The following is a 21,613-nucleotide window of genomic DNA, read 5'->3' as shown; positions in this document are numbered from 1 at the left end:
GGACTAAAATTTAAAAAAGGTAAACGCTTATGTTTAAAAAAATACTAAAGTAGGAGTTACCTTTTTAGTATTTGTTTGGTTAATATTTTTATCATACTATCATCCATAAATTGTACTATATATAATCCTGTAGGGTAATTAGAAAAATCTATTCTGCCTGAGTTTTTATTAAGAGTATATTTTTCAATGGTCTGTCCTATAGCATTAAAAACAATTACATTAGATATATTTTTTGAAGATTTAAAACGAATGAAATCATTGGTTGGGTTTGGGTATACAAATATTAAATGTTCCCTTTCTATATCGTCAATATTTAAAGTGCTATCTGTAATTTCAACATTTCTACTTGTACTATAATATCCATTTGGAAAAGCAGTAGATGTTGGGCCATAAGCATACGTAATCGAATATATGCCAGCAATAGAATTTGAAGCATCTATTTCTCCAGTATTAATGTTTATTGCTAAACCTGCTGTACTTGTAAATTGTCCTCCAGAAACACCATTAATAATAGGAGTAGGATCAGCATCTGTTACATCATATGTTGTATTACCGTAATTAAATACTGTAAAGTCATTATAATGAATGTCTATATAATTTAATACCACATTTGCGTAATCTATTGCAAAAGGTTCTAGTGTACTACCTACATCTCTTACCCTTCTATTTACTTCTGTCATGATACCATCAACTGTACCACCACCACCTGTTCCATCACTGGTAGCTGGTCCAGATCCATGACGTTCATTATTGTAATAAAAACCGCTAAAATAATTGCTATTGTTAGGAGCATAATCATAACAACTACCACTACCTCCATTAAAATTGCTTGGAGTCGCTCTATAGCCGTTAGTACCATTTCTTCCACAACCAGGGTAGTTTTGACCTGCATAATACGTTCCTGGAGCGTTATGAAATAAAGCTCCTAAACTATTTGCTCCTCTAACTAATTCTTCTTGTGTGTAATTATTAACATTATCTGCTACTAAGTTTGTTATTGTAGACCCTGTAACTGAATTTAAATGGTTAGGAGTACTGTTTGTTAAATTAGCACGTGATATTCTGTAGCCAATCTCAATTCTAGGAGTAGTATGGCTTTGCCCATGTAAATCAATATATAAACCTTTTCCCCAATTTGTTTCAACACTATTACTTGCATCATCAATAAATTGATGCCATGCATTCCAATAAAATAAAGCATTATTCGTATCGCTCGCATTAGTGTTACTACTACAAGTAGCCTCATTTACTTCGCGATTAGGGTCTAGTTTTCGTCTATTTAAATTATTAATAATAACATGTGCATAACCTCCAGTTTGCGCAAAAATTTCATCTTGTATAGCTCTTATTAAAATTGCGGTATTATCGTCAGGTTCGTTGATACCACAACTTCTATTTGGTAAAGGACCAGAAGTAATGGTGCCTCCATGAGGAGCAGAAATGATTATGGGTAGGTTACCATGTATATATTCTATATAGTTGTTTCCACTTTCATCAAATTCTGACTGTCCAGGGTTTTGCGCGTAAACATTTGAAGAAGGATAAAAAAAGATACTATATATAATTGTAATAATTAAGTTAAATTGTTTCATAATTTGGGCTTTATGTAATTCAAAATTGTAATTAAATGTAAATACAAAATTGAGAGGTAATTTTATCTTTTGGCTAATATAATTAAATTTTCAATAAACCATCCATGAAAAGCAAAAAAAACCGATAAAATGCATTTTTTTTAATTATTAGGTATAAAAAAAGCTCTTAAGTTAATAAGAGCTTTTATAGTAGCGAGAACGAGATTTGAACTCGTGACCTCTGGGTTATGAATCCAACGCTCTAACCAACTGAGCTACCTCGCCATAATTTGAGTTTGCAAATATAAAAACAAATATCAAGCACGCAAACAAACAAAATGAAATATTTTAAAAATAAATTTTAGAACTTTATAATTAAATGTATATATTGAACAAAATATTATTTTTTATATGGACGATAAAGTTAAATACGAATTAGAATTCCCTATACACGCATCACCACAATTATTATATCAATATATTTCTACACCTTCCGGTTTATCCGAATGGTATGCAGAAAACGTAAATTCACGCGGCGAATTTTTTAAATTTATTTGGGATGGTTCTGAAGAAGAAGCAAAACTGTTAAGTAAAAAGAGTGGAGAACGTATAAAATTTAAATGGTTAGATGATGAAGATAGTTCTACTTATTTTGAAATTAGAATTCAGGTAGACGAAATTACTAAAGATGTTTCTATAATGATTACAGATTTTGCTGATGAAGACGAAGTTGAAGAATCTAAAATGTTATGGGAAAATCAAATCTCAGATTTAAAACAAGTATTAGGTTCTGCTTAAAAAGAATACAATTATTAAACTTATATTTGTCCCGAATTTATTTTCGGGACTTTTTTTATGATAAATTTTAATGGAAATATTACTAACGAAACAGTTATTATTTCGTTTAATAATAGAGGCTTTAATTATGGAGATGCATTGTTTGAAACCATAAAATATTCACATGGTAAACTAATGTTCTTTGAAGATCATTATTTTAGGTTAATGGCTTCAATGCGTATTATGCGTATGGAAATTCCTATGCATTTTACTATGGAGTTTTTAGAAGAACAAATTTTAGAAACTTTAAAAGCAAATCATTTAGCTACTGCATCTGCAAGAATTAAGTTTATGGTAAATCGAGTTGTTGGGGGCTTATATTTGCCAAAACATAACGAGGTGGATTATGTTATTAGCACTGCAGCAGTTGAAAATGATTTTTATCTTATAAATCAGGAAAAATATGAGGTGGATTTATTTAAAGATTATTATGTGTCACCTAGTTTATTATCTACCTTAAAAACAAATAATAAAGCACTGCATGTAGTAGGGAGTATTTATGCAAAAGAAAACACTTTAGATAATTGTTTATTATTAAACACCAACAAGAATGTTATTGAAGCATTAAATGGAAACCTGTTTTTAGTAAAAGGGAGAACTATTAAAACACCTCCATTGGCAGATGGTTGCTTAAAAGGGGTTATGCGTAAACAAATAATGGATATAATAGCATTAATGCCTGAGTTAACTTTAGAAGAAGTTTCTATTTCTCCTTTTGAATTGCAAAAAGCAGATGAATTATTTATTACCAACGTAATTACTGGAATACAGTCTATAACAAAATACAGAAAAAAAGAATTTAAGAATATACTAGCTCAAGATTTAGTGAAAAAACTAAATGTAAAAATAAGATTATCTAATTAAGGCTAGGGTTTTCTGGTGCATTAGACCAAATACTATATTCACCACCAAGTTCTACCATTTTTTCTTTCCAGAAAGCTTCACAGTTTTTTTCTATAATTTCTTTTTTATATATATTTTCTGTTACTACCCAAGAATTAGATTTTAATTCTTCTTTGAGCTGGTTTGCTTCCCAACCAGAATATCCTAAAAAGAAACGAATATGTTTTTCATTTAATTTTTTCTCTGCAATAAGTTCTGCAACTTTATTAAAGTCACCTCCCCAAAAAATACCCAAAGAAATCTCAATACTATTCGGTATTAATTCTGGTACTTTATGAATAAAATATAAATTATCCTGTTCTACAGGACCACCATTATATACTTTAAACTCGGCTTCAATTTCTGGAATAAGATCATGTATAGTATATTCTAGAGGCTTGTTTAAAATAAAACCAATAGAACCCTCTTTATTGTGATCTGCTAGCAATACAATGGATCTATTAAAGGACATGTCTCCAATAATAGAAGGCTCTGCTATGAGTAAATTGCCTTTTTTTGGTTTGGTTGAAATCATAAAGATTTATTTTGGCTAATTAAATCTAGTAAAATTTTATTAATAAACCAATATTTATTAGGCTTAAGATAAAAAAAAAGCCTTCTTAAGTAAGAAGGCTTTTATAATATTCTAAAAAAGAATTAGTTTACAGCGCTAGATAAATCTGAACCTGCTTTAAACTTAACAACGTTTTTAGCTTTAATTTTTATTGTAGCTCCTGTTTGAGGGTTTCTTCCGTCTCTTGCAGCTCTTTTTGAAACTGACCAAGAACCAAATCCTACTAAAGAAACTCTATTTCCTTTTTGTAAAGCACCTTCAATTTCTATTAACGCACATTCTAAAGCTTTCTTAGAAGCTGCTTTAGTAATTCCTGCGTGTTCTGCCATTGCGTCGATTAAATCTGTTTTGTTCATAATTTTATTTTTAATTATTAATAAATTGTTGGTTAAACATTATTGTTATATCCTCTACAAAATTATACGGAAATTCAAATCACGCAAGTAATAGCAAGGGAAATACGCTATTTTGTTAATAACTTATACCTTTTGTTAATAAAGCTAGCAGATTTTAGCTATTTTTTAACAAGTCAATAAGCATAAGGCTTTACAGCATTTTTGCGTTTGTATCCAATTTATAACCGTTTAAAAGTGATTTTGCTTCCATTTTTCGTTTACCTGGAAGCTTAATTTCTTTAATAATTAAGTAACCTTCTTGAACAGAAACCTTTATCTCTTTCTTAGTTGTTATTACTTTTCCTATTTCTAAATCATGTGTTTCTAGTTCTTTTTCGGCAGCATAAATTTTAATATCTAATCTTTCTTCATTATTTTCTAAAATACACCACGCTGCAGGATATGGACTTAATCCTCTTATTTTATTGTATATATTATCTAAAGAAGCATTAAAATCAATCTTGCAATTGTCTTTGTTTAGTTTGTAAGCTGTTTTTATTTCGGCATGTTCTAGTTGTGGAGTCGTTTCTACATCTCCTTTAGCAATTAGAGATACTGTTTTTATAACTAAATCGCTTCCTAAGGACATTAATTTATCATGAAGACTTCCTGCATTTTCGTTTTCGTCAATACTAATTTCTTCTTGTAAAATCATAGCACCAGTATCAATTTTTTCATCTATAAAGAAAGTAGATATTCCTGTTTTTGTTTCCCCATTTATAATGGCCCAATTAATTGGAGCAGCACCACGATAATTTGGTAATAAGGAAGCGTGTAGGTTAAAAGTACCATATTCTGGCATTTGCCAAACCACTTTTGGTAACATTCTAAATGCAACAACAATTTGTAAGTTTGCATGTAAACTCGCTAATTCTTCGGTAAAAGATTCTGCTTTTAAATTGGTTGGTTGCATAATATGTAAATCTTGAGATTTTGCAAATTGCTTTACAGCAGATTCGTTAAGTTTTCTCCCACGACCAGCTGGTTTGTCTGGAGCTGTAATAACACCAACAATGTTATATTTGTTTTCTACTAAAGTTTGTAAAGTGGCAACTGCAAAGTCTGGCGTTCCCATAAATATTATTCTTAAATCTCTCATTATATATGTGCTAATTTGTAGGTGTTTGTTTTTGTAATGGTGATAATATGATGTTCTAAAAGTAATTGGATCATTTCATTGATAGCTTTTTCAGAAAAGGGTAATTCTTTTAATATTGCTCTAGAGGATAAATCGCCATTTTCGAGCAAGCTAATAATAGCGTTTTTTAATAGTTTTATATCTTTAACTCCAGTATTATTTTTGGTAATACAAACTGAGCAAATTCCGCAAGACTGTATGTCTTTTTCACCAAAATAGGAGAGTAGTTGTATACTTTTGCATATGTCTTCGTTTTTAACATAATTTAAAATAGAAGCTACTTGTTGTTGTTTTAAGGCATTTTGTTGCTTTAGTATAGAAGCAATCACATTAATTGTTTTATCGTCTTCTCGAGGCTCTATGAATGTGATTTCTGCATCTGTTTTAGAATCGCTTAATGTAATTATTTCATCTTTTTCGAGTTGCTTCAATACTTTAATAACAATATTTTCTTTAACCGAAGCTTTATCTGCAATTAATGTTGTGTTTAATTTTATTTCTTGGTCAAAAATTCCACCATAGGTTCTTAGTATCGATTTTACAACGACACTTAAGTGGTTATTATTTTTTAAATAGGAAAATAAACTAGTATTACTAATAGTAAATTGTACAAGCGTTTGCCTGTTGAATTGTTTGGATAAACTAATAACACTACTTCTGTCTAAAAATTGAAGCGCATTATAACTTAAAATAGTATTGAATTTATACGTTTTGCAAAAATGGTTAAAATTAAATTGATGCGTTGTGTCTACACCTTCACCATATGATATTTGAAAGTAGCTACATAATTTTCGGTATACTTGTTTTACAAAATCTACTGTAGGCAATGCGTCTAAAAATTGCTTTTTAACTAATGCTTCATCGCTATTGTTTTTTAAAATAACAGCAAATGCTTTTTTTCCATTTCTTCCAGCACGACCGGCTTCTTGAAAATAGCTTTCTATACTCTCTGGAAGGTTAAGATGAATAACTGTTTTTACATCTGGTTTGTCAATTCCCATCCCAAAAGCATTAGTAGCAACCATTACTTGTTTTTTATTGTTTAACCAATTATTTAGATTTGTGTCTTTTTCGGCATTACTAAGTCCACCATGATAATAAGTAGCACTAATATTTTGTTTAGTTAAAAGACTAGAAATATCTAGAGTTGCTTTTCTATTTCTCACATAAATTATAGAAGGTGCATTTTGTTTTTTTAAAATGCTTTCCATTTTGTAAAATTTATCATTTTCATGAAAAACCATATAAGCTAGATTGGTTCTTGCAAAAGATTGTTTAAATATTTTGGGATTAATAAAATCGAGTTCTTTTACAATATCTTCAACTACATTGGGTGTTGCAGAAGCTGTAAGTGCAATACAATTCGCGTTTGGTTTAAGTTGCCTAAGTAATTCGATATTTTTATAAGAAGGTCTAAAATCATTTCCCCATTGCGAGATACAATGTGCTTCGTCTACAGCAATTAGATTTACATGCATTTGTCGTATTCTATCTTGAACCAATTCTTGTTGTAAACGTTCTGGCGAAAGATAAAGAAACTTATAATTACCATAAATGCAATTGTCTAAAAGTGCATCTAATTCTTTATAATGTATTCCGCTAGTAAGCGCAATAGCTTTAATCCCTTTGTCTGTTAAAGCTTGTACTTGATTTTTCATTAAAGCAACCAAAGGAGAAATTACAATACATATACCGTCTTTAGCAAGAGCGGGAATTTGAAAACATAAAGATTTTCCTCCTCCAGTAGGCATAAGTGCCATAACATCTTCTCCTGCTATTACCGCATTAATAATGTCTTCTTGAAAAGGCCGGAAACTAGTAAAGTTCCAGTAGCGTTCTAATATGTTTATAGCATTTTGCATTATAATGCTTTAACCACATTTAAAATAAAGTCTGTTCTACTTTCAATAGCACCAAAAGGCACATCTAGTAAACTGTAATTATATGTTTTGTAGGTGTTTAATAAGTGTTTGTGTATTTCTATAGCTTGCTCAAAATTTTCGTAACGTTCGCTATCGCTACTAAATATTTCTTGCCAAGGCGCTAAAATAAAAACATGATCGTATAGGTTTTCTTTACAGGCATCTTCAAACTCTTTAGGATAATCGTCTCCTATAAAATCCATATAAGCCAAAACGTCAGGAATACCTCTATCTAAAAAAACAAAATCATTAGTTAATGCATCTGCATCCACAAATTGTTGTTTTCTTCCTTTTAAAAGCAGTTCGCTAAATAGAAGTGGTTCTGTTAGAAAGAGCTGTTCTATACCATCTTCGCGAGCTTTTAAGGTAATCTGTCTCGATATTTCTTCCATACAATGATAACCACGTTTAGTAAGTTCATTAATTATAGAAGTTTTTCCTGTTCCTGGTCCTCCAGTAATAACAATTTTTTTAGTATTCAAATTTGGCAAGGTTTTGGGTGTAAAAATCGGAATTTAAATTATAAATAAAAAATGTAAAGGAAACTGTATCTTTGCAACTTACTATTTAAACATGAGCGAAAAACAAAATCCAGAAGAGTTTTATACCAAATTAAAGGCCCAACTGTACGACACAGCAACTTGGCCATCTAAGTATTTATATAAATTTATAGTAAAATCTGATTTACATAAAATTGCAGAAATTGAAGCTTTATTTAACAATATTGGGGCTGTTATTAATACAATTGAGTCAAAAAATGGAAAATACACCAGTGTTTCTATACATGTGTTAATGCAAGATCCAGAAGCTGTAATTGCAAAATATAAAGAAGTTGCAGAAAATGTAGAAGGAGTTATTAGCCTTTAAATATTTTTTGTACTTTGCACAAGCATAATAACTACGTGCAATTAATATAACTCTACACTTAAATTTTGATAGATATTTTAGAATACAACACAGAGCGTGAGCATTTAATTATTCCTGAGTATGGAAGACATATGCAGAAAATGATTAATCATGCTAAAACTCGAGAAACCAAAGAAGAACGTAATAAATTAGCAAAAGCGATTATTGCGGTAATGGGAAACATGCAGCCGCATTTAAGAGACGTACCAGATTTTCAACATAAACTTTGGGATCAGCTTTTTATTATGGCAGATTTTGAATTGGATGTAGATTCTCCATACCCTAAACCGTCTCGAGAAGAATTATACGCAAGACCAGAAACATTAAAATATCCACAAAATTTTCCAAAATACAGGTTTTATGGTAATAACATAAAAACGATGATTGATGTTGCTAATACTTGGGAAGAAGGAGAAATGAAAGAAGCATTAGTATATACTATTGCAAATCACATGAAAAAGTGTTTTTTAAATTGGAATAAAGATACCGTAGAAGATGATGTGATCTTTAATCATTTATTCGAATTGTCGGATGGTAAAATTAATTTAAAAGGTTCTGATGAAGATTTATCAGACGCTACCAGTTTAATGCGAAGTAAAAAGAAATACACCAATTCTAATACTAAGAAAACGCATTATAAAAAGAATAACAACCAAAATCGAAATAGAAAACGCTACTAGTATTTCATGGGAACATTTAAAATTGAAGGAGGTCACCAATTAAAAGGTAAAATACAACCTCAAGGAGCAAAAAACGAAGCCTTACAAATTTTATGTGCTGTTTTATTAACGCCAGAATTGGTAACTATAAATAATATTCCAGATATTGTAGATGTCAATAAACTGATAGAATTACTAGGAAAACTAGGAGTAAAGGTTGCTAAAATAGGAAAAGGTTCTTATACTTTTCAAGCAGATGAAGTAAACCTAAATTATTTAGAGTCGGAACAATTTAAAATAGATGGTCGCGGATTAAGAGGTTCTATCATGATTGTTGGACCATTATTAGCGCGTTTTGGAAAAGGATATATCCCGAAACCAGGAGGAGATAAAATTGGGAGACGTAGACTAGATACACACTTTGAAGGTTTTATTAATCTTGGCGCAAAATTTAGATACAATCGCGAAGATCACTTTTATGGTGTAGAAGCAGACAAGCTAAAAGGAACTTATATGTTGCTAGATGAAGCTTCTGTTACTGGAACCGCAAATATAGTTATGGCTGCTGTTTTAGCAGAAGGAACAACCACCATTTATAACGCAGCTTGTGAACCTTATTTGCAACAGCTTTGTAAAATGTTGAATAGAATGGGAGCAAAAATTTCTGGTGTTGGTTCTAATATGTTGACCATTGAAGGTGTTGAAACATTGGGAGGAACAGAACATAGAATGCTTCCAGATATGATTGAAATAGGTAGTTGGATTGGTCTAGCTGCTATGACTAAAAGTGAACTTACTATTACCAATGTGAGTTGGGATGATTTAGGACAAATTCCAGATGTTTTTAGAAAAATAGGGATTACTATTGAAAGACAAGGAGATGATATTTACATTCCAGCACATAAAGATGGTTATGAAATACAGAATTATATAGATGGTTCTATTTTAACTATTGCTGATGCGCCTTGGCCAGGATTTACTCCAGATTTATTGAGTATTGTTTTAACCGTACTTACTCAAGCAAGAGGATCTGCTTTAGTACATCAAAAAATGTTTGAATCTCGTTTGTTTTTTGTCGATAAATTGATAGATATGGGAGCAAAAATTATTCTTTGTGATCCACATCGAGCAACCGTTATTGGTCATGATTTTAATTCTACTTTAAAAGCAACAACCATGACTTCTCCAGATATTAGAGCAGGAGTTTCTTTGTTAATTGCAGCTTTATCTGCAAAAGGAACCTCTATTATTCATAATATTGAGCAAATTGATAGAGGGTATGAAAATATTGATGAACGTCTTCGTGCTATTGGCGCAAAGATTGAACGTGTTGAAGGAAACTAAAACAATAATTATATTTATTAAAACAAAAAAGCTTCGAAAGTAATTTCGAAGCTTTTTTGTTTTAAATCACATTGGTTTATTTATTCCATATTATAAAAATATTGCTCACTGGCAATTTTTCCGTCTTTTACTTCGTACACACAAACCTCTTCCATTTTTTGTCTTCCTCTTTCTTTAAAAGTGCAATCGAAACTCATTTTTGCAGTAAAAAAGTTACCAGCAACAACAGGTTCACTAATTTCGCTAGCGTGAAAGTCTTCAACACTTTCTAGCCAATCTTTGCTTTTGTTCCAAATATTCTGTTTTCCTTCTAATATTTCTCCTGGCATTCCGGGCATTTCTCTACTTACCACATTTTCGGCATACAGTTCATTTACGCAATCTAAGTTTTTTCCTTCTTTGCACATGTTCCACCATTTATTGGCAACCTCTTTAGTATTCATATCTTTAGTTTTAATTGTTTTCTTAAAGATACGGAAACTAATAATAAGTAGGTGTTAATATTTAGTTACGGTACGTTTAAGGCTGTTTTATATGTGGTTAAACAACGTTCTCTAGCTTCTCTATGATCGACAATTGGTTTCGGATAGGTAAGTTCTTGAAAATCTGGAACCCATTTTTTTATATATTCGAGATTTTTATCAAATTTTTGAATTTGTGTGGTTGGATTAAAAATTCTAAAGTAAGGAGCTGCATCTACACCAGAACCTGCAACCCATTGCCAATTGCCAATATTGCTAGCCATTTCATAATCGTGTAATTTTTCGGCAAAATAGGCTTCTCCTAAGCGCCAATCAATCAATAGGTGTTTGCATAAAAAACTACCAACCAACATACGAACTCTATTATGCATAAAACCTGTTTTGTTTAATTGCCGCATACCAGCATCTACCAATGGGTACCCTGTTTTTCCTTCGCACCAACGTTTAAATTCTTCTTCGTTATTTCGCCAAATAATACGATCATATTGTGGTTTAAAACTGTAAGTTATTGTTTGTGGAAAATGCCATAGAATTTGAATAAAAAACTCTCTCCAAATTAACTCTTGCCAGAATATTTCATTAGCTTCTGAAATTGCTTTACGTACCATATTTCTTATACTTACTGTCCCAAAACGTAAATGTGGTCCAAGTCTAGAAGTGCTGTCTTGTGCAGGGAAATTTCTAGTTGCTTCGTAATTCTGTATTAAAGATGCATTAACGTTATAAGGTTTTATTTCTTGAGTTGATTTTGCAAACCCAATATCCTTTAAACTTAAATTTGGAAGATTAGCGTTCTTTAATGCATAATTTAGTAAACTTTTAGAATCGTAAGATGCTACCTCTTTTTTAGTGAATGTAGCTTTCCATACCTTCATATAAGGTGTGTACACTAAATATGGTTTACCATCTTTTTTAACTATTTCTTCTTTTTCAAAAATAACGTGGTCTTTAAAGGTTTTAAAGGCTATGTTTTTAGTTTCTAAAAAAGTATTTATTTCTGAGTCTCTATCTTTAGCATAGGGTTCGTAATCTCTATTTGTAAAGACGGTATCTATAGAATATTTTTTTTCTAATGTTTTATAAATTTCTAAAGGTTTGCCATGATACATAGCAATACTACTATTGTGTTTGCTTTGTAATTCTTTATTGATATTTTGTAAAGTGTTATTTATAAAAGTAACACGTGCATCTTGTTTTGGTAAGTTTTCTAGTATTTCTTTATCGAAAATAAAAAGTAGTAATACCGGTTTTCCTGCTTTTAATGCATGAAATAAACCAGCATTATCTTCTATTCTTAAATCTCTTCGAAGCCAAAATATATTAATAGATTTTTTCATTATTTATAGGTTCCAAAAAGGGTTTCTAATTTTTCTTTTCTGTATTCAAAAATCTCTTTAAGCTTAGGTTTTACTAGAAAAGGATGAACGATTTGCCCAAGGATTCCAAAAGGTACTTTGTAATCTATAATATCTTCCATTTCAACACCACCTTCAATTTCTTTAATAAAGTGTTTATGGTGCCAAAGTGCATATGGACCAAAACGTTGCTCGTCTACAAAATAATGATTATCTACTTTGTGTGTGATTTCTGTAACCCATTTTGTTTTAATTCCTAAAACAGGAGTAACAATGTATTGAATAATTTGCCCAGCAAACATAGGTCTATCTGCTCCAGAAAGAATATTAAAACTCATATAATCTGGAGTGATTACTTTTAGGTTTTTTGGATTGGAAAGAAACTCCCAAGCAGTATCTACTGAGATTGGAAGTTTTTGTTTTTTATGTAGTGTATATATTTTCATTAATTATTGATAAGGATATAGGCGTTAAGAGAAGTAGCTATAAAAAGCCAAATTATGTACGGCAATAAAAGATACCTTGTTTTGATGTTTCTAAACTTAAAAAAGAAAGTACAAACTAAAATAGTTAATAATAGAATTACGATAAAACCTAAGGCTATTTGTTGCTGATTGAAAAACACGAAATTCCATAATACATTTAGAGTAAATTGTATGCCAAAAAGCATTATCACTTTTTGGGTTGGTGTTTTTAAATATAATTTTGCCATATATATAGAAAAACAAATCATTATTACTGTCCAAGCAACACCAAAAACCCAACCAGGAGGAGTCCAAGGTGCTTGGTTTAAACTCGTATACCATTCGCTTTTCGGTCCATTATTCATGAGCCAACGACCTAAAGCTAGTGCTCCAAAGTTTAAAATTAAGAAAACAATTAATCGTTTAAAAAATGGCATATTATACTTTTTTTAATAATTCTATTTGTTCTATTACCGCATTAGCTTCTTCGTATTTTTTATCGCTCTCTGCTCTATTAACACTTGAAAGTTGATGCCATTCTTTCATTAATTTATTGTACTTTTCTTGAAGCTTTTCCTTTTCTGATTTCTTTTTAAATAATCCAAACATAATATTACGGGTTTAAATGTTTTACAATTTTATTACTTGTAGGATTGGTTGTAGAAAAATAAGAATCTACTAATTGCCCTTTTTTGTTGATTAAGTATTTTTGAAAATTCCATTTTACAGAAGAGTTAGATTTACCATTTAATTCTTTTTGGGTTAGCCACTTATAAAGTGGGTGTTGGCTACTTCCTTTGACGTCTATTTTTTCGGTCATTAAAAAGGTAACGCCAAAATTTTTCTTACAAAAAGACTGAATTTCACTAGCAGTTCCCGATTCTTGATTGCCAAATTGATTGCATGGAACACCAATAATCATTAAAGTGTCCTGATATTCATCATATAATTTTTGAAGATCTGAATACTGTTTTGTAAATCCACATTCTGATGCTACATTAACTATAAGTAGCATTTTATCTTTATATTCTGATAAATCAATAGCGTTTCCTTCTAAGCTGTTTATTTCTATATTGTAAATAGATGTAGAAGGTGTATTTTGAGCTTTTATTTTATTAAAAAAGTTGAACATTATGAAAGTAATTATTAGATATTTCATGTATCTATTTTATTGTTTTTATCGGTTACTTGTAGCTTCCATATTATTAATATCTCTTGTTTAAAGATATTAGATATATAAATTTCATGATTATAATTTAAAAGAAACAATTCCACAATCCATTTGAAATATTTGTCCAGACATAGCAGAAGCTTTTTCTGAAAGTAAAAATGCAGCCATTTCGGCAACCTCTTTAGGTTTTAGATATTTTTTTAATGGGTGACGCTCTGTAATGTTTTCTTTCATCTTTTCGTTTCGTAAGAGTTTTGAAGCCAATTCGGTGTCTGTTACAGTTGGCGCAATAGCATTAATTCTAATGGCAGGAGCTAACTCTGCACCAAGCGATTTTACTAAACCTTCTACACCAGATTTTGCTGTTGCAATGCTTGCATGATACGGCATTCCTAATTTTGAAGCTACAGTACTAAATAGTACGATAGATGGTTTTATACCATTTTTTAAAATGGGTAAATACTTTTGAATTGCTTTTACTGCTCCAATTACATTTATTTCAAAATCTGCTTTAAAATCATCGATTTTTAATCTATTAATTGGTTTAAGATTGATACTTCCCGGACAATATATTAAGCCATCTGCAGTTTCAACTTCTGGGAGTTCTTCTGTTAATACATCACAGTTGAAATGTGATAAATTTTCATGATCTAGGTTAGGAGTAGACCTGCTTATATTGATAACTTTATTATCTACAGCTAAAGTTTCTAGTATTGCGTTTCCAATTCCTTTGCTACCACCAATTATAATATATGTTTTCATGACTAAGCAGTTAAAGGTCTTCCTTTTAATCTTTTTTCCACTTTACGTTTAATTTCTGTAAGACGTTTCATCATATCCATGATTTTCTCGTCTTTTTTTTCTTTATAAATTTCGTTTAAACCTAAAATAAGTGTTTTGGCTTCTCTAACAATTAATACTCTATCGCTTGTTGTTAGTGCGTTTAATTTTTGTTTTTCAAACGCTAATGCTTTGTTAATAATATCCATTTCTTATTGTTTTAAATAGTTTTGTAATTCGACGATTTTATTTGGAGTATTAAATTCTCCGCCATAATAGGTTGTAACTGTAGAGGATGTATCGTCTTTAATTCCTCTGGAAGAAACGCATAAATGTTTAGCGTCAATTATAACAGCTATATCTTCTGTATTTAAAATCGCTTTTAATTCTTCGGCGATTTGATTGGTTAAACGCTCTTGTACTTGTGGTCTTTTTGCAAAGTATTGTACAATTCTATTAAGTTTCGATAATCCAATCACTTTTCCTGAAGAAATATAAGCTACATGTGCTTTCCCAATAATTGGAACAAAGTGATGCTCACAATTGGAGTAGAAGGTAATATTCTTTTCTACTAGCATTTGATGGTATTGATATTTATTATCAAACAATGCTATTTTAGGTTTGTTTTGAGGGTTTAGTCCAGAAAATATCTCATCAATATACATTTTAGCAACACGATCGGGAGTTCCTTTTAAAGAATCGTCTGTAAGATCTAATCCCATGACGTCCATTATTTCTTCAAATAAAATGGCAATACGTTCTTTTTTTTCTGCATCGCTTAATTTAAAGGCATCTGCTTTCATAGGCGTCTGTAAGCCGGTGAATAAATGTTCGTCTCCAATAGCTTCCGTGCTAAAATCTTTTAACAGATTTTCTGATTTGTTGTTTAAAGTTTGTGTTTTCATTTAAAAATCTTTTTTATGTGCTGTCTTTAAAACTATTTTTAAAGCAAAGCAACGTTATCGTTTAGAAATTGTGTTGTGTGTTATTTGTTTTTGTCTGCTACATTTAAATCTACCTTTTTCAAAAGAGCGAAGTTTTTCATGTTTTGTTTTTCTTCCTTGTACACGTTTTCGCCACATTTTAAAACTACTAGGTTTCATTTCTTTTCGCATTAACGAAATAACTTCTTGTTCATTTAATTGAAATTGAAACTTTATAGCTTCAAAAGTGGTTCTGTCTTCCCAGGCCATTTCTATAACTCTGTCTATATTTTCTGTAGTTAATTTCATGAAGCGGTTAGTTTTTTTATCATGCCGTTAAAAATAAAACCATGAAAAGGTAAAACACTGTACCAGTATAATCTCCCAAGAATTCCTCGAGGTCTAAAAGTTGCAGTTTGTTTTAATAGGTTATCTTCAATCTTAAACTCTAACCATGCCTCACCGGGAAGTTTCATTTCGGCAAAGAGTAAGAGTTTTTGCTTTTCTTTATCGGCATAAATAACACGCCAAAAGTCTAGGGCATCTCCAGCGTCTAGATCTGTAGGACTTGTTCTACCTCTTCTTAAACCAATACCTCCAAAAAGTTTATCTAGATATCCCCTTGTTTTCCAGAGCAAATTACCATAATACCAACCTTTTTTTCCGCCAATAGACCATATTTTATTTATTGTTTCTTCATTATTTTTTACCTCACGTTCTTTATAGTCTTGAAAGCAACCATATTTTGGAACATTAATATATTTATGAAAATTATTTTTTAATCTTCCACTACTTACTATAGAGTCTTTCCAACTAGAAATGATACTGTTTTGTTCAATTTTTTCAAAAGCTAAAGCAACTGCTTCCTTGTAATTTAGTGGTTGCACGTCTAAAATGCTATTAATTTCACTTGGCTTTCCTATTATTTCAACACCCATACTATCTACAAGATTCGATGCTAGTTTATACGATGTAGATGTTACAAAGTATAGCCAATAAGAAGACAGTTTTGGAGTCATTACAGGTACGGTAAAAATGTGTCTATTTAGCTTTCTTACCTCAGCAAACTGCAGCAACATTTGCTTATAGGTTAATACTTCTGGTCCAAAAATGTCAAAGGATTTGTTATATGTTTTTTTGTTTCCTAAACTTTTTAATAAAAATGAAAGTACATCTCGAACTGCTAATGGTTGTGTTTTTGTATGCAACCATTTTGGAGCAATCATAAAAGGTAATTTTTCTACTAAATCTCTAATGATTTCAAATGATGAACTTCCTGAGCCAACTATTATACCTGCTTTAAAAACAGTTAATGCATATTTGTTTGACTGTAAGGTGTTTTCTACATTTTTTCGAGACTTAAGATGTTTCGATAAATTTTCGTCGTTTGTAATACCGCTTAAATAAATAACTTGTTGCGCTTCAGTTTTGTTTATAGCTGTTTTAAAATTTGCAGCACATTCTTGTTCTAATTTCTCAAAATCACTAGAAGTATTCGACATAGAGTGTATCAAATAATATGCCGCATCTATGTGTTTAGGGATATTTTTTAGAGTTTCAGGTTTTAAAAAATCAACTTCAATAATATCAATTTGTTCTTCTTTTAAGTAACTTTTATCTGCACGTAATTTATCTCTAACAGCACAAATAACATGATGCCCTTCATTTACCAATAAAGGAATTAGTCTTTTGCCAATGTATCCAGTAGCGCCTGTTACGAGAATATGCATTAATTTTATAGGGTATGAAAATTATTAATCTTTATGTTTTTAGCCTTTAGATCGAACATTAAATTATATAAACCGAAAAAAGTTCTATTAATATATATGAAATGTTTCGAACCTCTGTTTCCATTCATTTTTCTTAATTCGGTGTTTTTGGAATAATGTTCGCCAAGTGCAGCAATTTCTTCAAAGAAATAAGCATCCGAAAAATCGAAAGTTTCGTCTTGTAAAGGCTTAGCAAATAAGCTTAACATTTTATGAAACATTTCTGTGAAAAAGGAGACTTCATCTTTTGAATCTTCTTCTTTTAAAATCTCAAGTTCGTAGAGTTTAGAAAGAAATAAAGCTTCATTTTCAATGTTTTCTTTCTTTGCTAATTCAAAATATGGCGTATAAAAGGAATCGGGAATACTTTTCATACAACCAAAATCTAAAGCAATTAGTTTTCCTTCTTCTGAAACCAAAAAGTTTCCAGGATGTGGATCTGCATGTACTTTTCTTAAAATATGAATCTGATACATGTAAAAATCCCAAAGTGCTTGTCCTACTTGATTTGCTACATCGTTATCTTTATTTATTGCTGTAAATTCGGATAGATGTATCCCATCCATATAATCCATAGTAATAATCCTTTGTGATGACAGCTCTTCATAATATTCTGGAAACAGTAGATTTGGTATGTGTGCACATGCTTTTGCAACTTCTTTACTTTGTTTAATTTCAAGAATGTAATTGGTTTCCTCTATGAGTTTTGTTTCTACTTCTCTAAAATACTTGTCTGAGTCTTTTCCTTTAATATTAAACATACTCATAGCTATAGGTTTTACCATAGCTAAATCGGATGAAATACTTTCGGCAACTCCTGGATATTGGATTTTCACAGCAAGCTTTTTCCCGTTTTTTTCTGCTATATGGACTTGGCCAATGCTAGCAGCATTTACAGAAGTTGCGTTGAAAGTATCAAATAATTCATTTGGCGATTTGCCAAAATATTTTTTAAATGTTTTAATAACAAGTGCTGGAGATAAAGGTGGTACAGAAAATTGCGAAAGTGAAAATTTTTCAACATACGCTTGCGGCAATAAGCTTTTTTCCATGCTTAGCATTTGTGCTACTTTTAAAGCACTCCCTTTAAGTTGTTTTAAACTATCATAAATATCTTCTGCATTGTTTTTATTAAGACGTTCTTTGGCTTCTGCTTTTGAGTTTACCAATTTATCGCCATAATATTTCACATAGTTTACACCAACTTTAGCTCCTGTAGACACTAATTTAGATGCACGTTGTATTTTTGTAATGGGTATTTTATCTATTGTTTTCATTAGTTGTTATGCATTTTTTCTTTAAATAAAAATTTACCAAAATCCATAACACTTTTTACAGGTGTTATGTTTTTAACATCAAAACTTGTATTTACAGATTTTTCAATAAATACGTCCGTTTTTTCAAAGGAAATAGAGGTGTCTTCCATCCAAAATTTCATTGTAAATAGTAATTGCAACCAAGCAGATTCTTTTACTATTTTCTTTTGAATTTGCTGTACTTGCTTTTGCGGTATATCTATAGTCTCAATATCTATTGATTCTATGAAGTGCGAAAAACTACGCTTTAGTTTTGAAAGTGTTTTTAATCCCTTAAGCGTGTTTTTATTTTTGTGTAGGGAATACATAACATAACTTCTATTTGCTGTTAAGTTTTCAAAAAAAGTATAATAGAAACTTAAAAGTTTATTTCTTGCATTAAAGGATTGGTAATCTTTACTTTTATTTAAAGTCTTTATAGTATTTTGAAAGAATGCATTATAAATAGATGCTTCTACTGCATTAAAGGATGGGTAGTGTAAATAGAACTCTCCTTCTGTAAAACTATTTGCTTTTGCAAATTGATAAATAGAGTTTGGTTCTTCATTATTCTGTAACACATAGTCCATATACATTGAAATAATATCTGAGTCTTTTATTGTTTTCTTTTTAGCCATAATTTTAAATTATATGTAAATATACAAAATTGTCTAACTTTTTTGTGTTAAAATTAGACAAAATAATTATACTGTTATAAGTAAAGCTTATATAGCAAGAAATGAAATGCTGTTTTTTGTTTTGTTCATAAGCTTTTACAGCGTTTTATTTAGATTAAATTTATTGTTAGAATATTATTTTATGTGGTATAGCAACCATTTATTTAAGCTTTTGTTAACAGATAAGATTTAGTTAATGTGTAATTTTATGCTAATTAATTTATCAACTATTAAAACTTAAATGCAATGAAAAAACTTTTATTAATCGCTTTAGTGTTTACGTATTCATTTACTGTAAATGCTCAAATTGAAACACCACAGCCAAGTCCTTTTAGCAAGGTCGAACAGAAGGTTGGGTTAACAGATTTCACTTTAGAATACTCTCGACCTGGAGTAAAAGGAAGAACTGTTTTTGGAGATCTTGTTCCTTACGGAAAAGTATGGAGAACAGGAGCAAACTTAAGAACTAAAATAACATTTAATAATCCTATTACTATAGGAGGTAAAGAACTTAAAGCAGGTACCTATGCAATATTTACTATTCCACAAGCAACGAAATGGGAAATTATTTTTTATACAGAATATGCTGGTGGAGGTGCTCCAGCAACATTAGATGAATCTAAAGTTGCAGCAAGAGTTACTGCAGAGGTACATGAGATTCCTTTTAACGTAGAAACTTTTACAATAGACCTTAATAACTTATCTAATAGTGGAGCTACTTTAGAGTTTATTTGGGAAAAAACATACGTAGGAATACCTTTTACAGTGCCAACAGATGTAGCTGTATCTAAAAATATTGAAAAAGTAATGGCTGGTCCAGCAGCAGGAGATTACTATGCTGCTGCAGATTATTACTTACAAGAAGGTAAAGATATAAACAAAGCTAAAGTTTGGATTGATAAAGCTATTGAAATGTCTAATGGAGATGCTAAATTCTGGCAATTAAGAAGACAAGCTTTAATTTATGCAAAATCTGGCGATAAAAAAGGAGCAATTAAAGCAGCTAAAGCTTCTTTAAAATTAGCAGAAGAAGCAGGGAATGCAGATTACGTTAAAATGAATACAGAGTCTATTGCAGAGTGGTCTAAATAATTTATAGCACTACAATAAATAAAAAAAGCGACCAACAGGTCGCTTTTTTTATTTTGTATACTTGGGTTATTTTACTTTCTTCGGATTAAATACAGGAAGTAATTTATTGCTTACTTCCCCAAAACCAATTCTCGTTCCATCTTTATCACAATATCCACGCATAATTACTGTATCGTTATCATTTATAAATTTGCGTTCAGAACCATCATGCATTTTAATTGGTTTTTCTCCTCTCCAAGTAATCTCTAGCATAGAGCCATAACTATCTGGAGTTGGACCAGAAATTGTCCCACTTCCCATCATATCTCCAGAGTTAATTGGGCAACCATTTACGGTATGATGCGCAAGTTGTTGGGCCATGTTCCAATACATATATTTAAAGTTCGATTTACTTACCACAGTTTCTTTTGCTTTTTGTGGTTGTATGGCTACTTCTAAATTAATATCAAAACTCTTTTTTCCTTTATATTGTAAGTAAGATAATTGTTTTTTTAGAGGTTTCGGACTTTCTACTCGATATGGTTCTAAAGCATCTAGAGTAACAATCCAAGGTGAAATACTAGAAGCAAAGCTTTTTGCTAAAAATGGTCCTAACGGTACATATTCCCATTTTTGTATATCTCTTGCAGACCAATCATTAAATAAAACCAGACCAAAAATATATTCTTCAGCTTCATCAATAGGAATTGGTTCTCCTAAATCATTAGCATCGGTAGTAATAAAGGCCATTTCTAATTCAAAATCAACTAATTTACTTGGGCCAAAAACTGGCTCTGTAGCTCCAGCAGGTAAGGTTTGCCCTTGTGGCCTATGCACAGGAATTCCAGAAGGAATAATAGAAGAACTTCTGCCATGATATCCAACAGGTATATGTAACCAGTTTGGTAATAAAGCATTATCAGGATCTCTAAACATGGTACCAACATTTGTTGCATGTTCTATACTAGAATAAAAATCGGTATAATCACCAATTTGAACTGGCAGTTGCATTTCAATTTCGTCTAAACGAAACAATACAATCTCTTTATGTTTAACATTATTTTTAAGTGCATCGTTTTCTGCATCAAAAATTTGTGCAATTCTATTACGTACAGCTCTCCATGTTTTTCTTCCGTCGGCAATAAAATCATTTAAAGTATCTTGAAGAAAAATATCATCAGTTAATGGGATTTCATCAAAGTAACCTAATTGATGTAATGCTCCTAAATCTATAGCAGTGTCACCAATTCTGGTTCCTATAGTAATAATGTCATCTCTTGTAAGAAAAACACCAAAAGGAATGTTTTGAATTGGAAAATCTGAATTTTTATCTACATGCAGCCAGGAAATTCTATCTGGATTATTAGCTGAAATTGGCATATCGTATTTTAATTATAA

General features: G+C 30.7%; 26 protein-coding genes and 1 tRNA gene. 6 read left to right on the top strand and 21 right to left on the bottom strand.

The features are described 5' to 3' along the window. Positions 1–56: 56 nt before the first annotated feature. A complete protein-coding gene (locus Q4512_RS08610) occupies positions 57–1,592 on the bottom strand; it encodes a T9SS type A sorting domain-containing protein (RefSeq protein WP_303423872.1) in 1,536 nt (511 codons plus the stop codon). A gap of 190 nt (positions 1,593–1,782) precedes the next feature. Next, positions 1,783–1,856 (bottom strand) — tRNA-Met (locus tag Q4512_RS08605). Positions 1,857–1,982: 126 nt separating this feature from the next. Here Q4512_RS08605 and Q4512_RS08600 point away from each other — a divergent pair. Beyond that, positions 1,983–2,369 (top strand): START-like domain-containing protein, encoded by a 387-nt coding sequence (locus tag Q4512_RS08600; protein WP_055442267.1) that lies wholly within the window; start codon positions 1,983–1,985, stop codon positions 2,367–2,369. A gap of 57 nt (positions 2,370–2,426) precedes the next feature. Then, positions 2,427–3,272: an aminotransferase class IV gene (locus Q4512_RS08595; protein ID WP_303423871.1), complete on the top strand. Its 846-nt coding sequence runs from the start codon at positions 2,427–2,429 to the stop codon at positions 3,270–3,272. On the opposite strand, the gene Q4512_RS08590 is transcribed toward Q4512_RS08595, so the two are convergent. From Q4512_RS08590 to Q4512_RS08570, 5 genes are all read right to left on the bottom strand, one after another. Next, complete coding sequence (locus Q4512_RS08590; RefSeq protein WP_303423870.1) at positions 3,265–3,825, bottom strand: YqgE/AlgH family protein; 561 nt, start codon at positions 3,823–3,825, stop codon at positions 3,265–3,267. The two genes, Q4512_RS08595 and Q4512_RS08590, sit on opposite strands and share 8 nt — an antisense overlap. A gap of 122 nt (positions 3,826–3,947) precedes the next feature. Further along, positions 3,948–4,223: an HU family DNA-binding protein gene (locus Q4512_RS08585; RefSeq protein ID WP_303424035.1), complete on the bottom strand. Its 276-nt coding sequence runs from the start codon at positions 4,221–4,223 to the stop codon at positions 3,948–3,950. A gap of 187 nt (positions 4,224–4,410) precedes the next feature. Beyond that, positions 4,411–5,358 (bottom strand): methionyl-tRNA formyltransferase, encoded by a 948-nt coding sequence (gene fmt, locus Q4512_RS08580; protein WP_303423869.1) that lies wholly within the window; start codon positions 5,356–5,358, stop codon positions 4,411–4,413. Continuing rightward, the gene (locus Q4512_RS08575; RefSeq protein ID WP_303423868.1) at positions 5,358–7,259 is read right to left on the bottom strand and encodes an ATP-dependent DNA helicase RecQ; all 1,902 of its coding nucleotides are present in this window, start codon (positions 7,257–7,259) and stop codon (positions 5,358–5,360) included. Before Q4512_RS08575 ends, fmt begins: the two co-directional genes overlap by 1 nt. Further along, complete coding sequence (locus tag Q4512_RS08570) at positions 7,259–7,801, bottom strand: ATP-binding protein (RefSeq protein ID WP_303423867.1); 543 nt, start codon at positions 7,799–7,801, stop codon at positions 7,259–7,261. The genes Q4512_RS08575 and Q4512_RS08570 overlap by 1 nt, the downstream gene beginning before the upstream one ends. A gap of 91 nt (positions 7,802–7,892) precedes the next feature. Here Q4512_RS08570 and Q4512_RS08565 point away from each other — a divergent pair, with 91 nt between their 5' ends. From Q4512_RS08565 to murA, 3 genes are all read left to right on the top strand, one after another. Continuing rightward, on the top strand, positions 7,893–8,186 hold the full coding sequence (locus Q4512_RS08565; RefSeq protein ID WP_303423866.1) for a DUF493 family protein: 294 nt from the start codon (positions 7,893–7,895) through the stop codon (positions 8,184–8,186). 65 nt (positions 8,187–8,251) lie between these two features. Next, complete coding sequence (locus Q4512_RS08560) at positions 8,252–8,905, top strand: DUF4290 domain-containing protein (RefSeq protein WP_303423865.1); 654 nt, start codon at positions 8,252–8,254, stop codon at positions 8,903–8,905. Between the two features lie 6 nt (positions 8,906–8,911). Further along, positions 8,912–10,228 (top strand): UDP-N-acetylglucosamine 1-carboxyvinyltransferase, encoded by a 1,317-nt coding sequence (gene murA / locus Q4512_RS08555; RefSeq protein ID WP_303423864.1) that lies wholly within the window; start codon positions 8,912–8,914, stop codon positions 10,226–10,228. Between the two features lie 80 nt (positions 10,229–10,308). Here the strand turns inward: murA and Q4512_RS08550 are convergent, their stop codons facing one another. The 13 genes from Q4512_RS08550 to Q4512_RS08490 all read right to left on the bottom strand — a co-directional run bounded on the left by Q4512_RS08550 (position 10,309) and on the right by Q4512_RS08490 (position 19,105). After that, positions 10,309–10,671, bottom strand: coding sequence for a SnoaL-like domain-containing protein (locus tag Q4512_RS08550; RefSeq protein WP_303423863.1), 363 nt, complete (start codon positions 10,669–10,671; stop codon positions 10,309–10,311). 65 nt (positions 10,672–10,736) lie between these two features. Then, positions 10,737–12,047, bottom strand: coding sequence for a deoxyribodipyrimidine photo-lyase (locus Q4512_RS08545; RefSeq protein WP_303423862.1), 1,311 nt, complete (start codon positions 12,045–12,047; stop codon positions 10,737–10,739). Beyond that, positions 12,047–12,511 carry an SRPBCC family protein gene (locus Q4512_RS08540; protein WP_303423861.1) on the bottom strand — a complete coding sequence of 155 codons (465 nt, stop codon included), beginning with the start codon at positions 12,509–12,511 and terminating at the stop codon, positions 12,047–12,049. The genes Q4512_RS08545 and Q4512_RS08540 overlap by 1 nt, the downstream gene beginning before the upstream one ends. Beyond that, positions 12,511–12,966: a TspO/MBR family protein gene (locus Q4512_RS08535; RefSeq protein WP_303423860.1), complete on the bottom strand. Its 456-nt coding sequence runs from the start codon at positions 12,964–12,966 to the stop codon at positions 12,511–12,513. Before Q4512_RS08535 ends, Q4512_RS08540 begins: the two co-directional genes overlap by 1 nt. A 1-nt stretch (position 12,967) precedes the next feature. Continuing rightward, on the bottom strand, positions 12,968–13,138 hold the full coding sequence (locus Q4512_RS08530) for a Lacal_2735 family protein (protein ID WP_303423859.1): 171 nt from the start codon (positions 13,136–13,138) through the stop codon (positions 12,968–12,970). 4 nt (positions 13,139–13,142) lie between these two features. Continuing rightward, entirely contained in the window at positions 13,143–13,661 is a 519-nt protein-coding gene (locus Q4512_RS08525; RefSeq protein ID WP_303424034.1) for a glutathione peroxidase, read from the bottom strand. 117 nt (positions 13,662–13,778) lie between these two features. After that, positions 13,779–14,462, bottom strand: a complete 684-nt coding sequence (locus Q4512_RS08520) for an SDR family NAD(P)-dependent oxidoreductase (protein ID WP_303423858.1) — start codon at positions 14,460–14,462, stop codon at positions 13,779–13,781. Between the two features lie 2 nt (positions 14,463–14,464). Next, complete coding sequence (locus Q4512_RS08515; protein ID WP_303423857.1) at positions 14,465–14,689, bottom strand: hypothetical protein; 225 nt, start codon at positions 14,687–14,689, stop codon at positions 14,465–14,467. Positions 14,690–14,692: 3 nt separating this feature from the next. Beyond that, complete coding sequence (gene folE, locus Q4512_RS08510) at positions 14,693–15,385, bottom strand: GTP cyclohydrolase I FolE (RefSeq protein ID WP_303423856.1); 693 nt, start codon at positions 15,383–15,385, stop codon at positions 14,693–14,695. Positions 15,386–15,439: 54 nt separating this feature from the next. After that, on the bottom strand, positions 15,440–15,712 hold the full coding sequence (locus Q4512_RS08505) for a TIGR03643 family protein (protein WP_303423855.1): 273 nt from the start codon (positions 15,710–15,712) through the stop codon (positions 15,440–15,442). Continuing rightward, positions 15,709–17,133: an SDR family oxidoreductase gene (locus tag Q4512_RS08500; protein WP_303423854.1), complete on the bottom strand. Its 1,425-nt coding sequence runs from the start codon at positions 17,131–17,133 to the stop codon at positions 15,709–15,711. The genes Q4512_RS08505 and Q4512_RS08500 overlap by 4 nt, the downstream gene beginning before the upstream one ends. A gap of 5 nt (positions 17,134–17,138) precedes the next feature. Next, complete coding sequence (locus tag Q4512_RS08495; RefSeq protein WP_303423853.1) at positions 17,139–18,449, bottom strand: AarF/ABC1/UbiB kinase family protein; 1,311 nt, start codon at positions 18,447–18,449, stop codon at positions 17,139–17,141. After that, positions 18,449–19,105, bottom strand: a complete 657-nt coding sequence (locus Q4512_RS08490; protein WP_303423852.1) for a TetR family transcriptional regulator C-terminal domain-containing protein — start codon at positions 19,103–19,105, stop codon at positions 18,449–18,451. Before Q4512_RS08490 ends, Q4512_RS08495 begins: the two co-directional genes overlap by 1 nt. A 285-nt stretch (positions 19,106–19,390) precedes the next feature. Between Q4512_RS08490 and Q4512_RS08485 the strand changes: the two genes are divergently transcribed. Then, entirely contained in the window at positions 19,391–20,236 is an 846-nt protein-coding gene (locus Q4512_RS08485) for a DUF2911 domain-containing protein (protein WP_303423851.1), read from the top strand. A gap of 66 nt (positions 20,237–20,302) precedes the next feature. Here Q4512_RS08485 and fahA read toward each other — a convergent pair whose 3' ends face one another. Further along, entirely contained in the window at positions 20,303–21,595 is a 1,293-nt protein-coding gene (gene fahA / locus Q4512_RS08480) for a fumarylacetoacetase (RefSeq protein ID WP_303423850.1), read from the bottom strand. Positions 21,596–21,613: the final 18 nt, after the last annotated feature.

Origin of the sequence: Oceanihabitans sp. 2_MG-2023, from assembly GCF_030547245.1 — a bacterium.
Classification (GTDB): domain Bacteria; phylum Bacteroidota; class Bacteroidia; order Flavobacteriales; family Flavobacteriaceae; genus Oceanihabitans.
This window is presented reverse-complemented; position numbering and strand designations above follow the sequence as displayed.

What these genes read in the sequence shown, in the direction of transcription:
- Q4512_RS08505 (WP_303423855.1), bottom strand. Translation starts at nt 15,712, where the DNA reads ATGAAATTAACTACAGAAAATATAGACAGAGTTATAGAAATGGCCTGG.
- Q4512_RS08540 (WP_303423861.1), bottom strand. Translation starts at nt 12,511, where the DNA reads ATGAAAATATATACACTACATAAAAAACAAAAACTTCCAATCTCAGTA.
- folE (WP_303423856.1), bottom strand. Translation starts at nt 15,385, where the DNA reads ATGAAAACACAAACTTTAAACAACAAATCAGAAAATCTGTTAAAAGAT.
- Q4512_RS08595 (WP_303423871.1), top strand. Translation starts at nt 2,427, where the DNA reads ATGATAAATTTTAATGGAAATATTACTAACGAAACAGTTATTATTTCG.
- Q4512_RS08515 (WP_303423857.1), bottom strand. Translation starts at nt 14,689, where the DNA reads ATGGATATTATTAACAAAGCATTAGCGTTTGAAAAACAAAAATTAAAC.
- Q4512_RS08610 (WP_303423872.1), bottom strand. Translation starts at nt 1,592, where the DNA reads ATGAAACAATTTAACTTAATTATTACAATTATATATAGTATCTTTTTT.
- Q4512_RS08600 (WP_055442267.1), top strand. Translation starts at nt 1,983, where the DNA reads ATGGACGATAAAGTTAAATACGAATTAGAATTCCCTATACACGCATCA.
- murA (WP_303423864.1), top strand. Translation starts at nt 8,912, where the DNA reads ATGGGAACATTTAAAATTGAAGGAGGTCACCAATTAAAAGGTAAAATA.
- Q4512_RS08530 (WP_303423859.1), bottom strand. Translation starts at nt 13,138, where the DNA reads ATGTTTGGATTATTTAAAAAGAAATCAGAAAAGGAAAAGCTTCAAGAA.
- Q4512_RS08565 (WP_303423866.1), top strand. Translation starts at nt 7,893, where the DNA reads ATGAGCGAAAAACAAAATCCAGAAGAGTTTTATACCAAATTAAAGGCC.
- Q4512_RS08575 (WP_303423868.1), bottom strand. Translation starts at nt 7,259, where the DNA reads ATGCAAAATGCTATAAACATATTAGAACGCTACTGGAACTTTACTAGT.
- Q4512_RS08535 (WP_303423860.1), bottom strand. Translation starts at nt 12,966, where the DNA reads ATGCCATTTTTTAAACGATTAATTGTTTTCTTAATTTTAAACTTTGGA.
- Q4512_RS08590 (WP_303423870.1), bottom strand. Translation starts at nt 3,825, where the DNA reads ATGATTTCAACCAAACCAAAAAAAGGCAATTTACTCATAGCAGAGCCT.
- fahA (WP_303423850.1), bottom strand. Translation starts at nt 21,595, where the DNA reads ATGCCAATTTCAGCTAATAATCCAGATAGAATTTCCTGGCTGCATGTA.
- Q4512_RS08490 (WP_303423852.1), bottom strand. Translation starts at nt 19,105, where the DNA reads ATGGCTAAAAAGAAAACAATAAAAGACTCAGATATTATTTCAATGTAT.
- Q4512_RS08485 (WP_303423851.1), top strand. Translation starts at nt 19,391, where the DNA reads ATGAAAAAACTTTTATTAATCGCTTTAGTGTTTACGTATTCATTTACT.
- Q4512_RS08525 (WP_303424034.1), bottom strand. Translation starts at nt 13,661, where the DNA reads ATGTTCAACTTTTTTAATAAAATAAAAGCTCAAAATACACCTTCTACA.
- Q4512_RS08500 (WP_303423854.1), bottom strand. Translation starts at nt 17,133, where the DNA reads ATGCATATTCTCGTAACAGGCGCTACTGGATACATTGGCAAAAGACTA.
- Q4512_RS08545 (WP_303423862.1), bottom strand. Translation starts at nt 12,047, where the DNA reads ATGAAAAAATCTATTAATATATTTTGGCTTCGAAGAGATTTAAGAATA.
- Q4512_RS08495 (WP_303423853.1), bottom strand. Translation starts at nt 18,449, where the DNA reads ATGAAAACAATAGATAAAATACCCATTACAAAAATACAACGTGCATCT.
- fmt (WP_303423869.1), bottom strand. Translation starts at nt 5,358, where the DNA reads ATGAGAGATTTAAGAATAATATTTATGGGAACGCCAGACTTTGCAGTT.
- Q4512_RS08550 (WP_303423863.1), bottom strand. Translation starts at nt 10,671, where the DNA reads ATGAATACTAAAGAGGTTGCCAATAAATGGTGGAACATGTGCAAAGAA.
- Q4512_RS08520 (WP_303423858.1), bottom strand. Translation starts at nt 14,462, where the DNA reads ATGAAAACATATATTATAATTGGTGGTAGCAAAGGAATTGGAAACGCA.